Below are 21,984 nucleotides of genomic sequence, written 5' to 3'. Positions count from 1 at the left end.
CCTCAAGCTCGTCGAGGCCTTCCGGCACAGGCGGGCGATGTGACTCTATTCTACGGGTGCATCCGCGCCCGCGGCGTCGCCGGCTCGTAATGTGAGCGCATGAGCATCCGTTTCCCGCATGGCCCCACGGTGCCCGAGATCGGCATCGGCACGTGGTTCGTCGGCGACGAGCCGACTCGTCGAGACGACGAGATCGCCGCGATCCGGGCAGGGCTGGATGCCGGTCTCCGCGTCATCGACACCGCTGAGGTGTACGGCGACGGACGCGCTGAGGATCTCGTGGGGGAGGCGATCCGCGGACGGCGCGACGACGTGTTCCTGGTGAGCAAGGTGCTGCCGTACAACGCCTCGGCCGCCGGCGTGCGCAGAGCGGTTCACGCCAGCCTCCGCCGCCTGGGCACCGACCGTCTCGACCTGTACCTGCTGCACTGGCGGGGTGCGGTGCCGTTCGGCGAGACGGTGGCTGCCTTCGAGCGCCTCATGGATGACGGCGACATCCTGGCGTGGGGCGTGAGCAACCTCGATCTCGACGACATGTCCGAGCTGCCGCCCGGATGCGCGACCGACCAGGTGCTCTACAACCCTTCGCGCCGCGGACCCGAGGTCGATCTCTTCCCTCTGCTGCGGGCGCAGAGCATTCCGGTCATGGCATACTCCCCGCTCGAGCAGGCACGGATGCTCGACGATCCGCGGCTTGCAGAGCTCGCTGCATCCGTCGGCCTCTCCCCCGCCCAGCTGGTTCTGGCCTGGGTCGTCCGCGAGGGCGATGTCCTGGCCATTCCGAAGGCCGGATCGGTGGCGCACGCTCGTGAGAACGCCGCCGTGCTCGGCGTCACCCTGTCCGCCGACGTGCAGGCCGAGATCGACCGGCTCTTTCCCGCACCCCGGCATCCGGTTCCGCTCGAGATGCTCTGATCCCGACGGCGGATGCGGTCAGGCGGCAGGCGGCGCCGCCGTGTCGCCTTCGCGGAACTCGCACGTGAAGTGCACCGATTCGCCGCGCTCGCCTTTGAGCATGCGCGCGATCTGCTCACCGGCCGCGCGGCCCTTCGCGAGCGCCGGCTGCGACATGGTCGTCAGCACGAGAGAGCCGAGGCCGTCGGCGGCGATGCCGTCGAATCCGACCACGCTGAGGTCGTGGGGCACCCGCAGGCCCAGGTCCTCGGCGGCCCGGATGGCGCCGACCGCGAGCAGATCGCTCTGCGCGACGATCGCCGTGGGCCGGTCGTCGAGAAGCACACCGTCATCGCTGGCGAGCAGCGTGCGCGCAACGAGGTAGCCCTCGTCGACCAGGCTTCCGCCTGCAGAGATGCCGGGGGCGTCTGGGTACGCCTCACGGAACCCGCTCAGCCTGTCGAGCGTCACCGGAACGGTCGCCGCGGTCACGCGCTGCGCAGTGAGCGGCGCGCGCTCGCGGGCGGGATCCAGCGGCAGAGTGATCGTCGCCACCCGCCGATGCCCCAACTGGAATACGTACTGCGCGATGCGTGCGCTCGCCTGTCGATTGTCGAGAGAGACCTCGGGCACATCGTCTCCCGCGTCGCCCTCGATGACCACGACGGGCAGGCCGCGCTGCCGTACGACGTCGAGCACCTCGCGGGTGCGCGTCGAGCATCCGATCAGCACGACGGCGTCGACGGGAGCGTCGGCGATGGGGGGCGGCTCGTCGTCGCGAGGGTCGTCGCGCAGCAGCAGGATGCCGGCACTGATCGAGGCCAGCGCATCGGTCAGGCCGTCCATCATCACGGTCGTCACCGGGTCGAGGAACGCGTGCCGCAGCTCTCCCCCCAGCACGACGCCGACGATGCCGCTGCGGCCCGTCCGAAGCGAGGCCGCGCGAGGATCGGGTCCGGTGTAGCCCAGAGCCGCTGCCGCGGCGAGCACCTTCTCGCGAGTCGCATCGGCGACGTTCACCTTGCCGCTGAACACGACCGAAGCCGTGGAGGTCGAGACCCCCGCCTCGCGCGCGACATCGGCGATGGTCGCTCGACGCGTTCCGGTGCTCATGATCCGAGGATAACCCGATCGCTCACGGGCGGATTCTGGCGGATCGAATCGTTTCGATTACGATGGGCGGATGGAGACAGCCCTCACCCGCTCGCAGTTCGTCCGCTGGCGCATCGCGATCTTCGCGATCTTCCTCGCCAGCGGGCTGTCGATCGCGACCTGGGCCTCCCGCGTGCCCAGCATCGCCGCCGCACTGCAGATCGACAAGGCGCAGATCGGCCTGCTGCTGCTCGGCATGGGCATCTCGTCGATCATCGGCATCTCGACCGGCCCGATCGTCATGGCCCGAACGGGCGCACGGCTCGGGATGCTGATCGGCATGGCGCTGTTCGGGTCCGGAGTGATCCTGATCGGGCTCGGCACCGACATCTTCGGATCGGTTCCCGTCGTCATCGCCGGGCTGATCCTCTTCGGATTCGGCAACGGCTCGGTCGACGTGATGATGAACGTCGAGGCGACGGCCATCGAGCAGCAGATGGGCAAGACGATCCTGCCGGTGTTCCACGCGTTCTTCAGCTTCGGAACCGTCATCGGCGCCGGAGCGGGGGCAGGCGCGGCCCTGCTCTCGATGAACGTCGCGACCCACGCCGGCGTCGTCGGCGCGGTCATCATCGCCGCCGCGGTCGTCTGCTTCTTCCAGGTGCCCGCGCGCGAGGCGGCGCTCGATCCGGCACCAGACGAGAAGCCGCCTTTCCGTCAGCGCATGCACACTGCGCTCGAGGTGTGGCGGGAACCACGGACCTACGCGCTGGGCGTCGTCATGCTCGGCATGTCGTTCGCGGAGGGCGGCGCCAACGACTGGATCACCCTCGGCGTCGTCGAGGGTCACGAGCAGGAGGTCGGCATGGGCGCCCTGGCGCTCACCGTCTTCTCCGTCGGCATGACGGTCGTCCGGCTGTTCGGCGGGCCGCTCGTCGACCGCTTCGGCCGGGTCGGCGTGCTGCGCGTGCTGGCGGTGACGGCGGCATCCGGCATCCTGCTCTTCATCCTCGCCCCGAGCCTTCCGCTGGTGCTGCTGGGGGCGGCGCTCTGGGGCATCGGCGCCTCGCTCGGCTTCCCGCTCGGCATGTCGGCCGCCGCCGACGACCCGGCTAAGGCCGCAGCGCGCGTGAGCGCCGCGGCCACCATCGGCTACGTCGCGTTCCTCGGCGGCCCGCCGGTCCTGGGCGTGATCAGCCAGCACTTCGGCCTGCTCAACACCCTCTTCATCCTGGTGGCGCTCGTGGTCATGTCGGGTCTGTTCTCGTCGGCTGCGAAGCCGTTGAAGACCATCGAGCCCGCTGCGACGAAGTAGGCTCTTCGGGTGCGTCTCGTCATCGCCCGCTGCTCGGTCGACTACACCGGCCGGCTCAACGCCCATCTGCCCCTCGCCACGCGTCTGCTGGTGCACAAGGGTGACGGCAGTCTGCTCGTGCACTCCGACGGCGGCAGCTACAAGCCGCTGAACTGGATGAGCCCGCCGTGCTCGCTCGCCCCCGAGATCCCGGGCGAGGAAGAGGCCAGTGCCGGCGTGATCGAGGTCTGGCGCGTCACCCACAAGAAGACCGGCGACGCACTGCGCGTGCAGATCTACGAGATCATCCACGACTCCAACCATGAGCTGGGCATCGACCCTGGCCTGCAGAAAGACGGCGTAGAGGCCGACCTGCAGCGCCTGCTCGCCGAGCAGGTCGATCTGATCAGCGAGGGCGCGACCCTCGTGCGCCGCGAGTATCCGACGGCGATCGGTCCCGTCGACCTGATGGTGCGGGATGCCCATGGCGCCGCGATCGCGGTCGAGGTGAAGCGCCGTGGAGACATCGACGGCGTCGAGCAGCTCACCCGCTACCTCGAGCTGCTCGGGCGCGACCCGCATCTCGCTCCCGTCACGGGCGTGTTCGCTGCGCAGGAGATCAAGCCGCAGGCCCGCGTGCTCGCAGAAGACCGCGGCATCCGCTGCGTCGTGCTCGACTACGAGGGCATGAAGGGCATCGAATCGGGCATCCCCCGCCTGTTCTGACGCGCATCTGGGCCGCGCCGGGATCATCCGTGCGGTGTATGCGGGTCACTCCGCGGACCGATGACCCAGGAGTCGGGCGCCGCGAGGCTGGAAGCATGACCAACCGTCCCGCTCTCCGCGCCGCCTTCGCCGGTGCCCTCCTGCTGCCCGTCGCTCTGCTCGCCACCGGATGCTCGGTGTTCGACGCGGTGGCGCATCACCAGAAGTCCCTCTCGTTCGCAGACCGCGCAGCCTTGGAGGAAGGCTGGGACGGCGAGCAGAACTGGATACCCGCCGACGCGACGGAGATCGAGGGCACCGCCTCGACCACGGCATCGGACACCGTGCTCCTGCTGCGCAGCTCGAAGGATCTCGATCCCGCGGTGTGCGCCGAGACGTCCCGCCGATCGCCGCCGAACTACGTGGTCTCGGGTGCACCGGACGTGTACAAGATCGACACGGTCTTCGCCTGCGGATCGTGGTCGGTCGCTCGCACCGATGACGGCTGGCTCGGCTGGACGCCGAACTCCCCCGACGAGGCCGCCGAGTCCCCTGGCAGCTGAGCCGCCGCGCTGTTCACAGCTCAGGAAGGACAGCCGAGCAGGACGCCCGCGCCACGGCTCAGCAGCCGGTCCATGGCATGTCTCCTGAGTTACGAGCACCGGCAGGCCGCACCATAGGCTGGATGCATGCCCGAATCGACCTACACCTGCATACTCTGGGACGTCGACGGCACCATCGCCGACGCGTCTGCGGGCATCCTCCCCCGCCTGCAGCAGGTGTTCGCCTCGTACGGTCTGCCCGAGCCCGATGCCGATGCCCTGTCGCTCTGGATCGGGCCGCCCATGCTCGAGTCCTTCCAGCTGCGTGCGGGGATGAACGCGGTGCAGGCCGAGGAGGCCGTGCAGCGGTACCGCGCACTGGCGGCCGCAGACGGATACGCGGCATCGGTCGACCTCTACCCCGGCGTCGCTGACGTGCTTCGCGCGGTGCACGCCGCCGGCATCCCGCAGGCGACCGCCAGCACGAAGCCCGAGAACCAGGTGCGGGCGATCCTCGACCACTACGAGCTGACGCCGCTGTTCACCGCGGTCTCGGGTGCTCGCGTCGGCACGGTCGGCAACCATGACGGCAAGGCCTTCGTCGTCGGCCAGGCGCTCGATCGCCTGAAGGCCGCCGGAGTCGACGTCTCGCGCCCGGTGCTCATCGGCGACCGCCATCACGACGTCGACGGCGCGGCCGAGCACGGCATCCCGGTGATCTTCTCCGAGTGGGGCTTCGGCCGTCCTTCCGAGGCCGAGGGCGCGAAGGCCCGCGCGGCCGACACGGCCGAGCTGCACGCGCTCCTGCTGGGCTGAACGCCCTCGAGACGCAGAACTCCCCGGTGCCGTTCAGCACCGGGGAGTTCGGAACCCGCCTCAGAGAGGGCGGATGTTCTCGGCCTGCAGGCCCTTGGGACCCTGCGCCACATCGAACTCGACGCGCTGGTTCTCCTCGAGCGAGCGGTAACCGTTGGACTGGATCGCGGAGTAGTGCGCGAACACGTCGGCGCCTCCGTCATCGGGGGAGATGAAGCCGAAGCCCTTCTCCGAGTTGAACCACTTGACCGTGCCCTGGGTGCTCATTTACTGCCGTTCTGCTGATTGCTATGCCGACGCAGGACGCCCCGACTGCGCTAACGCTATCCCAGGCGACCCGTTCGTCAACAGGTCCGAACGGAAGGTGATGCAAATGTTGCATGAAACGTGGAAGGCCCCCACCGCGGGGGGAGCGGTGAGGGCCGAAGACGACCGGAGGGTGCGTCAGATTCAGCATACACACTTTTTTAAAAATTTGTCCCCCATATGGGGGACAAAACCTCGAAACAGTGTCATGATGATACCGGCACCCTCGCCTTACCTTCTGGGGAGGTACAGGCAAGTGGCCAGCTGCATGCGGAGATCGTCGGAAACTGGGGAGTAGCCGTCACCGAAGGGGGATTTCGGAGAAGCGATCAGGTCCCACCGCACGCTCCTTCAGGATACGTCCTGAAGGACCTCATGGGGATAGCAGGCTCGGAGAGGTTCGTCAGCACAGCGAGGCCGACACCCTCTCCGAGCCGCATCATGTCGGCATATGTCCTCGTCGGCCCACGGGCGAAGTACGCTGACTTCACCCGTTCGGCCGAGGAGTGCGATGCCCACCGATCACCCGCGCCCGCGTGCCAGCACGCGGGGCACGATGGCGCTGCTGGTCGTCTGCATCATCGTCGCCGGTCTCGCGATCACCGCAGCTGCCGTGCTGCCGGACTACATCCGCGACGGCACGAGGCGCGAGGCCGAGGCGACGCTGCGCAGCTTTCTCGACGCCGCGACGCAGGGCGAGTCCGACTGGCGAGACGCTGCGAGCCCTCTGCTGGCGGAGGCGGTGCCGGTCGGAGCGCCGGTCATAGGCGATGAGCAGACGGCGGATGCGCTGCACCTGACCGCCTCGTACACCGCAGGCGGCCTGACGTTCGACGGCGCCTCTCTGGAGCGCAGCGATACGGCGAGCGCGGTCGTGACCATCCGCTATCGCCACCGGATCGGCGGCAAGCGCGGCACGGCCGCGATCCCGCAGAGGATCTGGCTCACCAGGCCCTTCTATTACGGGTCGACGGTTCCGCAGCGGGCCGACGCGAAGAAGGCGCCCACGGCTGTCGGGCCGTGGCGAGTCACCGGGATCACTCTTCCGGCCGCAGGCGACCGCGCCGCGCGCGCCGAGTCGACCCTCGCCTCCGACCCGCGCGGCTCCGCCGACGACTTCGCGTGCGAGACGCCGGCGAACGCCCTCGCCCAGCTCGCCGACGCGGCCCGCATCGACGCAACGCTGACGTCGAGCTGCTTCTTCGGCGGGGACGACGGAGCAGAGGTGCTGGCCGACGACGTGGATCCGGATGCCCTGGTCGCGGAGTTCCCCGCTGTCGACGCCGCAGACCCCTCGTCCATCCCGGCGGAGCTCACAAGGGTCGAGGGTGATGCGATGCGCGCCCTGCGCCCTCCGTTCACGCAGTATCTGGTCGCCGACCGCTACGTCGTGACTTTCGCAGCGGTGACCACCGACGACGACGAGACGGCGACGCGCCTGGTGCGCATCGAGGATCGAGGTGAGGGATGACCGATCAGCACCCACGCGATCCGGTTCAGGCGCCCAAACCGACCGTGGCATCCGATCCGGCGCCGGCGCCCGAACCGACCGTGGCATCCGATCCGGCGCCAGCGCCCGAACCGGCCCAGGTACCGCAACCGGCACACGAGCCGGCGCGTGCCCGGCGTCGCGCACGGCTGACGATCGCCATCGCCACTGCGATGGTGGTCGCGGCGAGCGCGGGGTGGGCCGCCACGCGGTGGCCGGAGGTACCGGCATCCGGCGCCGCGGCGGACTTCGCAGAACCCGATGCGCAGTCGCCGTGGCTACCCGACTACGTTCCCGACTCGGCGCGTCTGCCGCACGCCTGGGTCTCGATGAACGAGGCGCTGCGCGAGAAGGACCGCGAGCGCTTCCTCTCGTACGCGACCGACGGCGCGCGCGACCAGCTCGCGCTGTGGTGGGACAACACCACGAGGATCGGATGGACGACCGCGTACATCGTGCCCGCCCTGGGCAGCAGCGGGGGAGAGGGCGCGTTCCTCGGCGCCGAGCTCGCGTTCTCGGCCAGGCCGGTGCGTGGTAGCGGCGATGCCGATGCCGGCTACCGGCTCACGCAGGGCTACGGCTACGACATCACCACCACCGGCTCGGGCGAGGATCTGCGCATCTCGTCGTTCGAGCCGTGGACGTCGATGCCGTGGGACGAGGGTCCGATCCACGTCGTCAAGCGCGACCATGTCGTGCTGTACGGGATGCAGGACGAGAAAGCTCTCGTGGATGCCACGGCCGACACCGCCGAGAAGGCCGCGGTCAAGGCGATCGACGCCATCGCCGACCTGGGAGGAGCGGTGCCGATGAAGGGCTTCGTCTCAGGGATCACGGCGTCGGCCGACCGGATGAACCGCTGGTACGGGGGAGAGGGGAAGGCTGACGAGCTCGAGGTCGCCGCTTACGCCCAGGCCACCGAGCGGCCGGCCGCCCGATCGGATCTGTTCGAGCCCGACATCGCCATCGGCGGATCGTCGTCAGGCGTGCAGGTCGTGATGGGCCCGCTCAGCGCCGACACCCGGCTGGCGACGTTCACTCACGAGTTCGCGCACGGGCTGCACTACGCGGCCGCCCCGCTCACGTCATCCGATGAGCCGCCCATCGCCGTGTACGAGGGCTTCGCCACCTATATCGAGCTGCGCACAGGGCTCACCGAGCGCGACTGGCTGGGTTACTGGGAGGTGCAGGACCTCGTCGCCGAGCAGGGGGCGGCGGCCCTCGACGACGAGACCTTCTCTGAGGAGGACGCCTGGCTGTCGTATGTCGCGGCCGGGTCGTACTACCTGTTCCTGGCCGAGAACGGCGGCGACCCGTGGCAGCTCGCGCTTGCCGGCGCACGGGCGCTCGATGAGAACCTGGTCCAGATCGTCGACGACCCCCGCTTCAGCGAGCAGGCCTGGAAGGACTGGATGGCGCGGCAATAGCATCCGGAATCGGGCCATCCACCTGGGGATCGGCCGCTAACGCGAGCCGGGGCGCCTGTCAATCCCTTGGCACGAACCAGTGCACGGATGACACGCTGGCATCTCCACGTCAGCCAGGGCGGTGCTTCCGCCCCTAACGGAGGGAAACGACATGGGAATCATGGACGACGCCAAGCACAACACCGAGAAGGCTGTGGGCAAGGCCAAGGAGGGCATCGGCGATGCCACCGACAACGAGCGCCTCGAAGCCGAAGGCAAGCGCGACCAGGTGAAGGCCGACGCCAAGAAGATCGGCGACGACGTCAAGGACGCGTTCGACAAGTAATCTTCGCGGCCATCGTGCCCGACAGCGCGCCGTCGACCCACGGGTCGGCGGCGCTTGTCGTATCAGCGGCCCGACGCGGCCTGGAGACAAGAGGAGGCGCCGGTGGATGCCACGCGGTTCGGTATGGAAGAGGAGTTCCTGCTGCTCGACGCGTCGGCGCTCGTGCCGCTGTCCGGCAGCGGCATCGTCGAGCGTGTGAAGGGTCCGGCCGCCGGTGGCGGCATGATCACGTCGGAGTACCTCACCTGCCAGTTCGAGTGCGCCACCGACCCGGTCCGCACCCTCGCCGAGGCGGGGCAGCAGCTCGGCGGCATGCGCCGGACGCTTGCGGGCCTCGCCCCCGAGAACGCGATCGTCGCGGCGACGGGAGCCCCGCTCGCGCAGTGGGGTGCGCCGCTGATCTCCGCGTCGAAGCACTACGACGACGTGCAGACGCTGCTCGGTCAGCTCACCAGGCAGCACGCCGTGAACGGGCTGCATGTGCACGTCGAGGTATTCGGCGATGAAGAGCGCGTCCGCGCCCTGCGGCGCGTGCGTGCGTGGCTGCCTGTACTGCTCGCGCTGAGCGCCAACTCCCCGTTCACCTACGGAGTGGCATCGGGGCTGGCGAGCTGGCGCAGCGTGCTGATCCGCCGGCTGCCCGTCTCGTGGGCTCCGCCGGCCTTCTGCGACGCCGACGAGTACCACCGCACGGTCGAGCAGCTGGTCACGGTCGGGCTGCTGCCGTCTCGCGGGTCGACCTCATGGGCCGTTCGTCTGTCTGAGAGGTTCGACACCGTCGAGGTGCGGGTGGCCGATGCGCAGCTGCGGGTCGATGACGCGCTGCTGCTCGCGTCGCTCATGCGGGCGATCGTCGTCTCGGCCGACCTTCCGGATGCCGCACCGCCGGCGGCTGAGTTGGATGCGGCGCTGTGGCTGGCAGCCCGTCACGGCATGGACGCGCGGCTGTTCACCCCGGACGGCGAGATCGAAGACGCCTGGGCTGCGACGGAGAGGATGCTCGAGGGCATCCGGGACGCTCTGGACCAGCTCGGAGACGCGGCGTTCGTCGACGAGCATCTCGGCCGCATCCGCAGCGAGGGCACCGGATCGGAGCGTCAGCTGCGGGCGTTCGAGTCGGGCGGGGCGCAGGCGCTGGGCGATCTGTACCGCGACTGGTGACACGCGGCTCCCGACTGGGGCCCTGGCGGCTTATCATCCAGTATGGGACGACTGAGGTACGACGGCACTGCGGAGCCGATCGCGATCGATGATGCGACGCTGGCGCACCTGAAGATCATCATTGGCACGAAGCTTCGCCGCAACGAGAGCTTCCTCATGACATGGCTGCGCACCGACGACGCGGTGGATGCGCGCACTACCATCTGGGTGCATCCGGCGATCCCGCTGCAGTTCGGCTTCGACGTGTCTACGCTGCCGCCGATCGAGCCGGAGCGCATCTCGGCGATCATGACGGCGCTCAACGCGAGCGGTGAGCTCGTACTCGACGAGTACCTGCCCGCACCCGCCAAAGCCATCTGACGCGGTCGCAGAAACAAAAAGGTCCCGGATCTGTGATCCGGGACCATCTGTGGGTGTGTTCGTTTATCCCCCGCGCCTCTGAGCCTCAAGGCCTCTCAGGCTGCCACTTCCACGGCGATTCCACGCTAAGCCTCGCGTACTTCCATGGTCATGCTCTTTCTCCAGGTCAGATGATCATTTCAGCGTGTCCATCAACGCACGCGAGCACCCGACTGCTGGACGAACATCCCGCTATGGTGCGTCCGCGACCGAGGGCTCCTGTTGACGGTGATACCGCAGCGAGGGGACCAGTTCCGTGGGCGTCGGCTCAAGAGTGCTTTCGCCCTAGGCGTCCCAGAAACGCACGCGCTTGACCTTTGCCTTGTCAGCTTTCTTGCGCTTCTTCTCTTTGGCCTCGGTGCCCTCGCGAGCGGCCTGCCCGTGTGCGTGCCCCTGGCGGTTGAGCTCCTTGCTCACACGTCGGTTCTGATAAGCCGTCACCGCCTTGCGAGCTGACTCGGGGTCGCTGTGCATGCTGACGGTGATGGCTACGTTCCGAAGCTCTCTCAGCACATGCTGGACAGCGCCGGCCTTCACCGTGAACATCGCCGCCCAAAGATCTTGAACGTGCACTGATTTTGGACTTTCGAGGTGAAACACGCTCATCTTCGCGCCCCCACCGCCGCGGTCAAGGACGGTGTGCGCGAAGGTGAATATCTGCTGCTCAGATCTGTTCGCTGGCAAGAGCGCCAGCACGGTGAAGTGACGCGACCCCTTACGAGGCGCTCTGGTTCCCATCGTGCGGCTCGGTGCGAGCTCTTCATCGATGTCCGGCTCCGGGGCCTTCTCCCCGTCGATGTCGGGTGTCATGATGCGAACGCCCAGATCAGCGAAGACCACACAACAAGCGTGAGCAGCCCCGTCCACAAGAGAGCGTTGTACCACTTTCGAACTGGTTTGAGTGCCGTCTCATTGGTGTCGGACATCTTCACGATTGTCACGCTCGCAAGATGACGACGCGCTTGTTCGAGACTTTCGATGGCCTGTCCCTGGCCGTCCTTCAGTTCGCCGTCCATGAGCCTCACCATCGCGTTTGAGCGGATCACGTTCCTGAACGACCGCCGGGCGGAGACAACCAGGTAGAGAAAGAGAGCAAGGAGCACCAAGCCGACAGTTCCCACACCAGATAAGACGAAAAAGCCCCAAGGCTTGGGCTTGATGCCGAGACCTGCGCCGACCAGAAACGCCACCGATGCCCCAATGAAGGCGACGAACGTGACCGCCCGATCTCGGATGCGAAACAGCTCCTCGGTCTGACCCTGGATCTCCGCGATCCCCGAGGCGACAGCGAATTCCAGCCACTGCGCTCGCTCTCCCGCCTTCCACTCCGGCTCGGTTGACACGGCTTTCTGGCGGAGGCAATGACGTACAGCTTTCTTGGTGTCAGCCCAGGTCATGCATCGGAGCATATCGGGACGCGGGCGCATGGGGCTCATACCAACATCCGCACTCCCGCTGAAGTCCATCTCCCCGAACGCAACAGTGAACCCCACTGACATAGCGACTCAGATTGCGGCCACCTGTCGCCAGGCCGCTGCACCGACGTTGGCACGCACATGCGCCGGCATCTCCACCAGCGCTGCAAGCGCGCGGTACCGCCACACGTACTCGTCGATACAGTCCTCCTGCCAATGCGCCGCGGCCTGAGTGAATACACGACGCAGTACGGCAGACGCGTGAGGGAGGTACTGATCTTCGAGGTGGCGCTCCAGCCGTCGTACGGCCTCGTAGGAGGAATGGCGCAGCTCGTGATGGCGTTTAGCCGCCCCTGTAGGGTCTGGGAGAATCCCCAGTTCCATCCTCCGTCGTTCCCCCGGGGTGACGCGAAGCTCACTCGCTGCATCCGAAACCCGGCGGGCGGCGTCAACGACCCCCCGAATGAATAGGTCGTCGTTCGCGTCCGCGGGCATCGTGAGATCTGGGACTGGGAGGTGGATTCGCTGCACGGCACGAATTGCTTGCGGCGGGATGGCCAGGGACAGCGTGCCGATGGCCTCGTGCACGTTCAGATAACGCACCGCATCGAGTTCGTCCTTCTCCAGTTCGAGGGTGCTGATGTCCGACGCGATCTCATGATTCTCATCACGGAACCCCGGGTTGATCTTCCTCGGATCTAGGTCCAGCTTCACTCGGTACAGGTAGAACTGGGCGTGCGAGTCGAGTTCATCGTTCATCCGTCGCAGCATGTTCTCAATGGCCGCTTCGTAGGTACCGACATGAAGCGCTTTGGATGTGTGCTCCGCGATGAACGCCTCGCGGCTCGGCATCAGCACATCACGTTCATCGAGCCCCGCCACGAAATCGGCGCTGAAGTTCGGGGACGGCCAATCAGGCTGAGTGCTCGTGTGGTACCAGGCGAGTGTGTTTAGCGCGCTGTCGTCGAGTGCGGGGTCGTCAGGGTCCCGGAGAGCAGCCACTGCCGGTCCGTAGTGAAGGCTCTCTCCGCAATGCACGCACGGCATGTGCGATCCGTGAGCGCCATCTACGTAGTCGGCAGCGGAGACGGGAGACGGCAGGCCGCAACTGCACAGCATTCTGAGGTCGTAGTCGAAGCCGTCGTTCCTCTCGATGAGCGTCACTCGCGTCGTACCTCATCCTCGTCGAAGTACTCCACGAAGAGACGGCCGAGCTCTACCCAGTCTTCGGCTGTTACCTCCCTGGATGCATGATGATCCAACGCCTCGCTCACCGACCATCCCTCATAGCGAACGTAGGGGACAGCCCAGTCCTCGTCACCCCATGCAGCGCACGCGACTTGCCGACCCTCGGATTTCCCCATTCCGATCCAGAACAGGTTTCCGGGATCATGGCCGGCAATGCTCGGGAACTCGGACGCTAGACGCCACCGACGCCATGCATGATTGAAGGCGAACTCAAGAGCCATCTTTCCGCTCGTCACGGCCGTGACCCCCTGAGCAAGAACACCCAACGCCACACCCACCACGACGGCCTTGATCTGCTGGTCTTTCGTCTGACGCATGACTTGACCCTAGAGGAACCCTCCGACGGCGCTCGGCGGCGCAAACGAAGGTAAGCGCGAACGTAGTTCACCTGGAAGGCGGTCACGGGCTTCAGCGGGCTGTATCGCTCATGTTCAGGGAATCCCAGCGGAGGACTCCCCGTACTGCTCGGCCCTGGCCTGCGTAGCCCAGCCGGCCGCGAGTTCCACCGCGCTCGTTTGGAGCAAGTCGAAATCCTCATCGGTGAACGAAGTGTCCGGTACCTCGACGCCATCTCCCGCAGGTCACGTTGCAGGTGCACTTGCACCTGCAGCGGAATCTTGCGAGCGAGGATAGATCGGGCATCGGGAGCGACGGGCACCACCCTTGGCGTGTTCGTTGCGGGTGAAGCCAGCAGGCGCCCACCATGGAGACGCATGAGGAGACCGTGATTCCCTCGTTCGTCGCGACTGGCCGGGCCTTTCGGGGGAGTGTCCGTCGGCGATGGTCATTGTTTCGGTCTCCGGGTAGGCGCTCCGGGGGCGCTAGGACGGTCGGCCATACTGGGCGGGTGTACACCTCTCCCATCTTCACGAGCGAGCCGATGGTGACTCGCGCCCTTGCCGCTGAGGTTCGCCATTACGGCGAACAGCTGCAGGCCCTGCTGGAGAGCCGCAGCGGCATGGAGTCGTTTGGAACTCTGCGCCGCGTGCAGTGTGAGGCGACACCCGCCCGAGTGGACGTCCTGCTCGAATTTGAACGGGCGGACGGGCAGCTGTTCTTGGTGGGCCTGGAAGCGAAGTTCGACCACGAGCTCAGCCGCGAACAGCTTCTCCGGGAGAATGACGCGGTACAGCGACTTTTCGTCATCCTTCAGGACCCTGACTGCGCGCCTCGTTGGCTCGCCGAAGAGTTTCCCACGGTGCCTGTGGTCAGTTGGCACGACGTGCTTGGGTGCTTTCCCGCTTCGCGGATCACGATGAATGATCTGGATTCCATTCGCACACCGAAGGCTGCCGTCGAAGCGCGATTTCACCGTCTTCGCCTCGATGAACAACTGAAAGGTTGGAGCATCGAGTCGCGACGAAACGGTAGCGGCAACCCGTCCATCGTGTTCGAGTCGCCGAAGTTGCCTGACGGTCGCACTCTTCGGGGACAGATCCAGGTGGCGGGACGAGGGATGCAACGGCGCACCGAGGACGTTCGACTTGAAGGTCACATGGGCATATCTGTCATCGAAGACGACTCTAACTTCTTCGATCCGGCACAGTCGCCGACGGTCCCCGCGTGGATTGAGAGCCTCAAGACGCTTCAGCGCGAGGTTCTCGATGGGCACGAGGAGCGCTTGCTGATCAGCCGGCGGGCTCCCGGAAACAGTTTGCGGAATCCAGGGCAGTGGAAGAAGGCTCTAGCTTCAAAACATCTCGGGCGCGATGCCCACCTCGCGAAGGGCTACGTCGACTGGGCCATCGGGCCGAAGACCCTACCCGTCCCATTGGAAAGGTTGGACGATCTCGCAGTCATCACTGTCGAAGTTTTCGGACGGTGGTTCGCGGCCGAGTCCCGTTAAGGAGCACCCCTCGGCACCGCCGTTCTCGCCGGCCGGTGGGACTGATACGGTCACGCCCGCTTGGAAACCGTCGCCCAGCCCGGATCGTTGTCCGAGCGGTACGCGTGCTTGATGTCTTTCCTCTGTCTGCCTGGCGTGGAGCCAGCCCACCATGTTCTGCGCTCTCATCAAAGCTGCATCGAAGGCCGGGCTCGTCGCATGACCGGACAAGTTCCGCCATGCTCGACTCGTGAGCAATCCGCCCGACAAGACTTCCGACGTCACATGGTTCTCTGACGATCCTGATGCAGGGTTGGCGACCAGTCTGGGTCGCGCTGACTTCCTACAACGGGTGTGGGAGCTTGTCGACGAGGCTCGGGATCACAGTTCATCGACCGTGTTCGCTTTGGTCGGTGCCTGGGGCTCGGGGAAGACTTCGATGTTGGATTGGCTCCGGGACAAAGCCACGGGTGAATCCGATGGCACGCCGTGGAGCGTGATCCAGTTCAATCCATGGGATTATCCCGATTCGGAGTCGCTCCAGCTGGGGTTTTTCGCTTCGCTCCGGAACAGTTTCGGGGAAGACAAGTGGGCGAAGGCCAGCAAGCGGATCCGCGACTTCGGTGTCGCGGTCGCGCCCGTGACGTCCGTCGCAGCCGCATTTGGGATGTTCGATCCGAGCAAGCCTCTTGAGGGGGCCGCGAAGCTACTCGACAACGGTGGAAGCGCAGAAGCTGCACGAGCAAAACTCATTCGGAAACTTGAAGCGGCCGGTCGTCCCGTCCTCATAGTGCTGGACGATATCGACCGGATCTCCGCGGACGAGCTGCTCATCACCCTGAAGCTGATCCGGCAGCTTGGACGCCTACCCTACGTGCACTACCTCCTCTCATACGATGAGGCGACCATCCTGGACGTCTTGACTCAAACGAACCTCATCGGTGAGAGCGATAACGGACGCGCTCGTGACTACATGGAGAAGGTCGTCCAGGTCCGTTTCGACGTGCCAAGTCTTCGGCCAGCAGATGCCATCGCCCTCGTGAATGAGGCCCTGAACAGTTTGGGCGAGGAGACCGATCTCCGCCTCAGCACCGACGCCACGATGCGCTTCACAGACGCATATTTTCAGTTCATGGCGCCTCGCTTGAACACGCCGCGGGCCCTGCGCCGCTACTTCGCCCAAGTGCGTCTTCTCGCACCACGCTTCAAGGACGAGGTCGACTTCGCGGACTTTCTCAGTCTCACGTGGATCAGGACCTTCGAGCCGGGGGTGTACTCGCTGCTGCAGCGACGACGCGCGCACCTGCTCGGAAACTATGACCCTCCGGGTACTAAAGACCCGAAGCTGCAACAGCAAGCTGTGCTCAGCACTCGCAACGAGTGGGATCGCCTGTTCGGCGATGCCGGCACTCGCAAGGATGACCGACAAGGTGTCCACCGTGCGGTCGCGTCCCTGTTTCCCAAGTTCGCAGCGGCGACCGAGCAACGGCGGAAGTCTGGCTCATCAGAGCCGCCTCGCATCGCCCACGAAGAGTACTTCGACCGGTACTTCAGTGCAGGTATCCCCGAGGGGGACATCGCCGACTTCACCGTTCGCAGTGCCGTGGCCGACGTTGAAGCCGGCCGCCCGAACTCAGCGGCGGTCGAGCAATGCAAGCGCAGCCTGAATCAGGATCCCGCCCGCGCCGCGAGCAAACTCATCCGCGAAGCCGCGAGAGCGGAGGTCACGAGCCCGGCGATGTTCCGCTGGCTGACGGAGATCTACCTATCGCCGAAGAGCTGGGATTCCGTGTTGTCGGCAGTCCGTCAAATTGAAAACGTCGTTAGCCAGCGCCTGCGCCACCTCGAGTCCGACGAGGTCTTACCGGCCCTCGTCGCGATGCAGCAGGCGAACGGCGCAATGCTCCTCACGCAGGCAGCCCACACTGCCTCGCGGTCAGAGACCGACGAAGGTCCAGTACTCCAATTGACGGACGAACACCGTGCCTTCATCACCGCCAGTATGCGCGCGGCGCTAGCAGCTCGGAAGCTAGACGTCACCAACGTCAATGGTGAAGAGCGCTACGTCACGTGGGCGTGGAGCGAGGTTGACCCCGAAGCCTTTGCGACGTGGATGGCAGAGAACGCGCTCGAGCACGGCGAACTTCGTGCGCTCGGCTATTTTGTGAGGACTACGACCGCTGTCGGGCGCGCCGCAGACACACAGATCAGCGGATTCGATACCGCCGAAGCCGCCCGACACTTCAATCTGGCCGAAATACGACGCGAATACTCGGACAAGGTCGACGCTGCTGACACAGAGGTGAGCAGCTCCGCGACTCGCCTCAAGGATACGCCTGACAACCGTCGCCTCATGGCTCTAGCAACGCTGAAGCGAGAGGTTCCGTTTCACTCGAACGACGGCCCGGAGTAGTCCGATCTTCTCGAAATCAGCGAGTTCGACACTCGTTGCCGACAACTCGACGAGCTGCTTGGCCGCCCGCGAATCAGGGATGGCACCTGTCCGCCGTTTAAGAGGACCTGATCGAGGGCCTCGCCCTCACCGGTGCCCCCTCGCCGTAACCCGCCTCCTGCAGTCCTCGAGCGGTGCGACGGGTCAGTTCCAGGTCTTATGAAGCCAGGCGCTGCCCCTCTCGTTGAAGCCGGTCCATGCTCGCGCGCGACCGCTGACGTCAACGACGAGCAGCTCATCGTCCTGATCCAGGTGCGGTTTGAGGCGGTCGCGAAACTCTTTCGCGGTGAGGCTGCTGCGCACGATCCATGTCGAATCGAGGTGGTGCCACCAGGATCCGAGCTCGTCGGATCCGAGGAAGAGTTCGAGGCTCAGCTAGAGGCCAAGCGCGAGCGCCTAAGTAGGAGCCGAGTTGGTGAGCGTGCGCTCGGGACACCACTCCCAGCCGCCCCCGCTCCCTCTCGCGAACGGGTCGACGAGATCAGAGAGACTGTCTACAGCGCCGTCCGGGGCAATTTCAGAACCTCGAACAGTATGTTCGCGTCGCTCAATTGGGTGCACTCGTTGAAGCAGCAGCTGGAAGACGGCGAGACGAACAGTATGTTCGCGTCGCTCAATTGGATGAACCCGTTGAAGCAGCAGCTGGAAGACGGCGAGAAGGTGTGATGTCTCAAGCATTCGACGATGACACGTCCGCTGTAGAGAGCGACCAGGCGCTCGACACGGGCGCACGGATCGAAGACCTGTACGCGGCCATGGAACGTGCCCGCGAAGAGCAATTCGAGGCCTATCGCGCATATGCGGGTAGTGAGAGGTATGCGAAGCACCTCCGGTCCGCGTTCGAGTCGTTCGCCGACGCCCCTGACCTCACAGTCGGAGGTCTCGTGCAGTGGAAGACCTTCTTGCGCAATGCGGAGTTTCCGGACTACGGTGCCCCCGCCATTGTCATGGAATTCCGGGAGGACCTCCCTGCTAGTGAGAAGCAGACGATTGACCGACAGGATGTCGTCCTTGGGGTTCTGGATCACGAACAGGACCTCCGCCTCATACTCACTGACCGCCGCCGCCTGATGACCTGGGCCCCTGAGGAAGCCGGCTAGCAGACTCCCTTATCGAGCCCGAACGGCGACGATCCGAGAGCGCGAAACCGACCACGCACGTCTCGGGCTCGTCTCCACAGGCACCAATACTCTCCGTACGGGCATCCGCGGACTAGACGCCGCGGTCCGACATCCACGCCTCACAGTCGCCCCGGCCCAGATGCAGAGTCGCTGCCTCGATCACGTAAACGCCGGTTCTGGATGGAACGAGAACTGAGGTCAGCGTCGGCTCCGGGAGCGGCATCGTTGTACCGCAGTGGGGTCGAACAGCGCGCGAAGCGAGGCCCATCGGCGGCTGCGCGAAGGCCGTTCTTCAATATCAAGAATCTGTTTGAGCTCCACGATCCGGCGAGCGCTCCGCCGATATTGACGCGCCGCACCTCGCGATGCCACCAACGCCCCTACGCCCGCGAGCGACCATTCGATGACACGCCGCGAACCCCTGCGCGTCGGCCAGAACGCGGAGGCGGCCGCCAGAGCTGCCACCGTCGCGGCGGCGGGGACGATGGGTAACAAGGCAGTTCCGGTCTGGATCAGCGCTAGGCCCACCGGCCATGCCCACGCCAGAACTACACCAGATACCACGAGCACGCGGGTCAGTACTAACGACTTGGTACGCGCGAGAGCCACAAGCAAGCCTCCCCCTGATGCGTACAGTGCCCAGAATCCGGTGATTGCGTAGGCCTGCCACTGCCAGATCCACGCCCACTCGTTGGTCGCGCTCAGGACAAAGGCGCCGACTGCCGTCAGCGTCAGCACCGTACCCAACACCACCAGCGTCGCGGGCTGCCGTGAACGGCGCTTCAACCGCCGCAGACGCGTTGCGGCTTCGTTGCGCAAGCGAGTCGCGTCCGCCAACTGAACATGCGTGTCGAACACGACGAACACGCCCAATTCGACGGCAAGAAAGCCGAGCATAAGCGTGGCCGGGAGAACGACGAAGAGTGCACCTATGTGACGAGGATCGCTAAGGCAATAGAGGGCCACCAGCGCCACCCCAGGCAATAAGGCGGCAAAGCTGAGTTCCGCGACGCCGCCTAGGAGGCGGCGTAGTCGACCAGCGTCGTCGCCGGAACCGAGCTGCTCGCCGGTGACGAGCACGTAGAAGCCAAGCAAGGTGGGCACGTACACGCCGAACGCCCATCCCAGGTGGTCGAGCACGACCGCTCCGGCGTCCACCGAAACGTTCCAGAGGGACGCGGGGTCGCCGCTCGAGATGAGCCATAGGGTCATGAACCCGATGCTGAAGGTCAGCGAGCAGAAGGATGCCACCTCGACAAGAGACTCCCACACGGAGCGCGAGGCCTTGATTACGGCCTCGTCTTCCCGCCCTAACCGTCTCATGCAGTCACCGTATCCTCGCCCTCACGTCAGGTGCGCTAACGACGGCCGTACGTTGCGGTGGAGCTGCCGTCGCAGAACGGCGTAGCCGCGTCCAACCAATCGACGGAACCGAACTTGCCAGCATCCGCGACCAGCGGGAAGCCGCCTTCGGGATACTTGACCAGGATCACTGACGACTCATCTCCCATCACCCACTCGGCCTCGCCCGAGTAGAGCTTGCTCGACTGCCTCAGGCAGGTGCGCCCGTCGCGCTTCGCGATCTCTCCGACCGGGACCGCAGTGAGCGACGCCTTACCGCCCGGATTCAGATTGATCTCCGCGTTCTCCCACAGTTCGCCGTGGCTCGGCATCGTTGCGGTCCATGTCGCCGGCAACCCAAGCGTCTCCTCGTCGATCTTCTTCGATGACACGATGAAGAACCCAGCAACCGCGACGGCAAGCGCCATCAGCCCGACGATGCCGATGTAGCCTCGACGCAAAAGAGTACTCGACCGGAGCTTCACTGCTGGCGCCCTCGGATGATCCCCAGAATCTCAAGAGTCACAGTGCCCAATTCCGCCCGGATACGAAGGTGAGCAGACCGACAGCGAAGCCGACCCCAGAGGACGCGGTGAGAAGAGTGTTCGCCAAGATCCCGCGTCGTTCCCTCCCCGGAATATGCATGTCCCCGCCGTCCTCCGACCATGCGCTCCTACGTTCCCATATGTGCACTACGGCACGGACGCCCAGAACCATTCCCGCGCCGGCGACGGCGAGAGCAACAAGGGCAAGCGGTATCGTCCACTGCCGCAGCACTCCCGCCACTCCGACAAAGATTGCATCGATACTGACGATTCCAAGACGGCGTGGCAAGAGGTACGAGAGTGCAACGAGGAGCACGCCGAGAAGAAACTGACCCGCACCAAGAGTGGCCGCCATAACGGATGGACTCGCCGTGGGAGGAAACGCAAGCCCGGCATGCGTGATGTTTGATCCGAGAGTGCCCCGAGCGATAATCACACCGATGCCGCCGATGATCAGCAGGATCCCAATCATCGCGATAATCACCATGGCCGCGGTCATTCTCCCGACCCCGGAGACTCTGCCATGCGTAAGCTCCGTCCAGGTGAGTCGCTGTGTGACGCTTCGGTTGATCGTATCCAAAAATGATAAGAACGGTGTAGCCGGAAATGTCTATCAGCTTCCGCCTCGCCCCCTTGGCGAAGCACTAAAACGCAGCACCTCAACCGAGCTGGCCACACGTTGCAGGACATCGTCTGCTAGAACGATCCCAACCACCCCCGTCTCAGATATCAGGCGCACCTCAAGAAGAGCAACCTAAGGCGTGAGCGATGACACGTAGTCATGTAGCCGTTCCTGGCGTTCGGCGCCGTGACTGCCAAGGTGCTCGTCGGATGAGAACGACTGGCGCAAGCTCACCAGCTCGATCCGATCCGGCTAATCCCTTCTGCCCGCTCTAGGCGGACAGACTCCGTGGGCTCGGGCCCATCTCCCGGTCTTTGTCACCAAAAGACCCCCTCAATCCAGTTGAACGCCGTCTGCATCCTGGGAACGGCCGAGACCCGGCGACCCGACAATGTACAAGCGACTGAGGCTACTCACAACTGGCCTGAGAGGGAGAAGTTCGCACATAGACCAGGTTGAAATCGGGACTCATCTCCAGCTCTCCATTTACCCAGGTAAGCACGCGGTCAATGGTACTGAAGCCCACACCGGTCGATTCGTGTTCGCTCCAATCTTGGAAGATTCGCACTACATTGCCCGCGTATTCGGTGTCGTTCTCGGTCTCCCAAGTCACAGGGATCGACGATGGCCATTCTCTCGCAGAGTACCTGTACTTGAGACCCTCAGAAGAGGCGCCCTCTTGACGGCAGAGAGTGAAACGCCCCTTGCCGCCAGAATCGAGCCGCAGAAAGGACAAGCCATCATTTGATACCCATGTCCCGACCGGGTCACCGGGCGTTCCATCTGGGATAATTGAACTACACCCCGTCGCCGCGAGAAGCAATGTCATTACGGCGGCGGCCGGGAGGAAGCCGCCGAATCTCCACGACTCAGCCATGCGCATGGGGCGCCGTGGCGATGGCAGTTGCTCCGATGCCGCGTGCAGTCGCGGCCCCTGTTGTGATTGTCCCGGGTCGCCCGATGAG

23 protein-coding genes are annotated in these 21,984 nt (G+C 65.3%); 14 read left to right on the top strand and 9 right to left on the bottom strand.

The genetic code is table 11. The annotated features are described in order from the left end of the window. Positions 1-99: 99 nt before the first annotated feature. On the top strand, positions 100-915 hold the full coding sequence (locus tag JOE67_RS08740; RefSeq protein WP_204975151.1) for an aldo/keto reductase: 816 nt from the start codon (positions 100-102) through the stop codon (positions 913-915). A gap of 18 nt (positions 916-933) precedes the next feature. Here the strand turns inward: JOE67_RS08740 and JOE67_RS08735 are convergent, their stop codons facing one another. Continuing rightward, positions 934-2,007 carry a LacI family DNA-binding transcriptional regulator gene (locus tag JOE67_RS08735; RefSeq protein WP_204975149.1) on the bottom strand — a complete coding sequence of 358 codons (1,074 nt, stop codon included), beginning with the start codon at positions 2,005-2,007 and terminating at the stop codon, positions 934-936. Between the two features lie 70 nt (positions 2,008-2,077). On the opposite strand from JOE67_RS08735, the gene JOE67_RS08730 reads away from it, so the two are divergent. From JOE67_RS08730 to JOE67_RS08715, 4 genes are all read left to right on the top strand, one after another. Further along, a complete protein-coding gene (locus tag JOE67_RS08730; protein WP_204975146.1) occupies positions 2,078-3,301 on the top strand; it encodes an MFS transporter in 1,224 nt (407 codons plus the stop codon). Positions 3,302-3,310: 9 nt separating this feature from the next. After that, positions 3,311-4,006 (top strand): endonuclease NucS, encoded by a 696-nt coding sequence (gene nucS / locus JOE67_RS08725; protein ID WP_204975144.1) that lies wholly within the window; start codon positions 3,311-3,313, stop codon positions 4,004-4,006. Between the two features lie 95 nt (positions 4,007-4,101). Then, a complete protein-coding gene (locus JOE67_RS08720; RefSeq protein ID WP_204975142.1) occupies positions 4,102-4,548 on the top strand; it encodes a hypothetical protein in 447 nt (148 codons plus the stop codon). A 126-nt stretch (positions 4,549-4,674) separates the two neighbouring features. Next, positions 4,675-5,343, top strand: coding sequence for an HAD hydrolase-like protein (locus JOE67_RS08715; protein ID WP_204975139.1), 669 nt, complete (start codon positions 4,675-4,677; stop codon positions 5,341-5,343). A gap of 60 nt (positions 5,344-5,403) precedes the next feature. On the opposite strand, the gene JOE67_RS08710 is transcribed toward JOE67_RS08715, so the two are convergent. Further along, positions 5,404-5,610, bottom strand: coding sequence for a cold-shock protein (locus tag JOE67_RS08710; RefSeq protein WP_204975136.1), 207 nt, complete (start codon positions 5,608-5,610; stop codon positions 5,404-5,406). Between the two features lie 550 nt (positions 5,611-6,160). Here JOE67_RS08710 and JOE67_RS08705 point away from each other — a divergent pair. The 5 genes from JOE67_RS08705 (at position 6,161) to JOE67_RS08685 (ending at position 10,411) form a co-directional block, all read left to right on the top strand. Then, on the top strand, positions 6,161-7,120 hold the full coding sequence (locus JOE67_RS08705; RefSeq protein ID WP_204975133.1) for a hypothetical protein: 960 nt from the start codon (positions 6,161-6,163) through the stop codon (positions 7,118-7,120). Beyond that, positions 7,117-8,565 carry a hypothetical protein gene (locus JOE67_RS08700; protein WP_204975131.1) on the top strand — a complete coding sequence of 483 codons (1,449 nt, stop codon included), beginning with the start codon at positions 7,117-7,119 and terminating at the stop codon, positions 8,563-8,565. Before JOE67_RS08705 ends, JOE67_RS08700 begins: the two co-directional genes overlap by 4 nt. A 151-nt stretch (positions 8,566-8,716) precedes the next feature. After that, entirely contained in the window at positions 8,717-8,890 is a 174-nt protein-coding gene (locus JOE67_RS08695) for a CsbD family protein (protein WP_204975129.1), read from the top strand. A gap of 102 nt (positions 8,891-8,992) precedes the next feature. Then, a complete protein-coding gene (locus JOE67_RS08690) occupies positions 8,993-10,051 on the top strand; it encodes a carboxylate-amine ligase (RefSeq protein WP_338041543.1) in 1,059 nt (352 codons plus the stop codon). A 42-nt stretch (positions 10,052-10,093) separates the two neighbouring features. After that, entirely contained in the window at positions 10,094-10,411 is a 318-nt protein-coding gene (locus tag JOE67_RS08685; RefSeq protein ID WP_204975127.1) for a DUF7882 family protein, read from the top strand. A gap of 324 nt (positions 10,412-10,735) precedes the next feature. On the opposite strand, the gene JOE67_RS08680 is transcribed toward JOE67_RS08685, so the two are convergent. From JOE67_RS08680 to JOE67_RS08665, 4 genes are all read right to left on the bottom strand, one after another. Next, positions 10,736-11,260, bottom strand: a complete 525-nt coding sequence (locus JOE67_RS08680) for a hypothetical protein (protein WP_204975125.1) — start codon at positions 11,258-11,260, stop codon at positions 10,736-10,738. Next, complete coding sequence (locus tag JOE67_RS08675; protein WP_204975123.1) at positions 11,257-11,847, bottom strand: hypothetical protein; 591 nt, start codon at positions 11,845-11,847, stop codon at positions 11,257-11,259. The genes JOE67_RS08680 and JOE67_RS08675 overlap by 4 nt, the downstream gene beginning before the upstream one ends. 108 nt (positions 11,848-11,955) lie before the next feature. Next, positions 11,956-13,029, bottom strand: a complete 1,074-nt coding sequence (locus JOE67_RS08670; RefSeq protein WP_204975122.1) for a hypothetical protein — start codon at positions 13,027-13,029, stop codon at positions 11,956-11,958. Further along, positions 13,026-13,430, bottom strand: coding sequence for a hypothetical protein (locus JOE67_RS08665; protein WP_204975121.1), 405 nt, complete (start codon positions 13,428-13,430; stop codon positions 13,026-13,028). The genes JOE67_RS08670 and JOE67_RS08665 overlap by 4 nt, the downstream gene beginning before the upstream one ends. A 530-nt stretch (positions 13,431-13,960) precedes the next feature. Between JOE67_RS08665 and JOE67_RS08660 the strand changes: the two genes are divergently transcribed. From JOE67_RS08660 to JOE67_RS08645, 4 genes are all read left to right on the top strand, one after another. Next, positions 13,961-14,959, top strand: coding sequence for a hypothetical protein (locus tag JOE67_RS08660; protein WP_204975120.1), 999 nt, complete (start codon positions 13,961-13,963; stop codon positions 14,957-14,959). Positions 14,960-15,188: 229 nt separating this feature from the next. Continuing rightward, positions 15,189-17,351: a P-loop NTPase fold protein gene (locus JOE67_RS08655; RefSeq protein WP_204975119.1), complete on the top strand. Its 2,163-nt coding sequence runs from the start codon at positions 15,189-15,191 to the stop codon at positions 17,349-17,351. 198 nt (positions 17,352-17,549) lie between these two features. After that, on the top strand, positions 17,550-18,056 hold the full coding sequence (locus JOE67_RS08650; protein ID WP_204975118.1) for a hypothetical protein: 507 nt from the start codon (positions 17,550-17,552) through the stop codon (positions 18,054-18,056). After that, the gene (locus JOE67_RS08645) at positions 18,056-18,490 is read left to right on the top strand and encodes a hypothetical protein (RefSeq protein WP_204975117.1); all 435 of its coding nucleotides are present in this window, start codon (positions 18,056-18,058) and stop codon (positions 18,488-18,490) included. The genes JOE67_RS08650 and JOE67_RS08645 overlap by 1 nt, the downstream gene beginning before the upstream one ends. Positions 18,491-18,709: 219 nt before the next feature. Here the strand turns inward: JOE67_RS08645 and JOE67_RS08640 are convergent, their stop codons facing one another. From JOE67_RS08640 to JOE67_RS08630, 3 genes are all read right to left on the bottom strand, one after another. Further along, a complete protein-coding gene (locus JOE67_RS08640; RefSeq protein WP_204975116.1) occupies positions 18,710-19,834 on the bottom strand; it encodes a hypothetical protein in 1,125 nt (374 codons plus the stop codon). A gap of 35 nt (positions 19,835-19,869) precedes the next feature. Beyond that, on the bottom strand, positions 19,870-20,280 hold the full coding sequence (locus JOE67_RS08635; RefSeq protein WP_204975115.1) for a hypothetical protein: 411 nt from the start codon (positions 20,278-20,280) through the stop codon (positions 19,870-19,872). 94 nt (positions 20,281-20,374) lie between these two features. Further along, positions 20,375-20,884 carry a hypothetical protein gene (locus JOE67_RS08630; protein ID WP_204975113.1) on the bottom strand — a complete coding sequence of 170 codons (510 nt, stop codon included), beginning with the start codon at positions 20,882-20,884 and terminating at the stop codon, positions 20,375-20,377. Positions 20,885-21,984 lie beyond the last annotated feature (1,100 nt).

The organism is Microbacterium esteraromaticum, from assembly GCF_016907315.1.
Lineage (GTDB): Bacteria > Actinomycetota > Actinomycetes > Actinomycetales > Microbacteriaceae > Microbacterium > Microbacterium esteraromaticum.
Note: the sequence above shows the minus strand (reverse complement) of the source record. Positions and strands in the feature narration are given on the sequence as shown.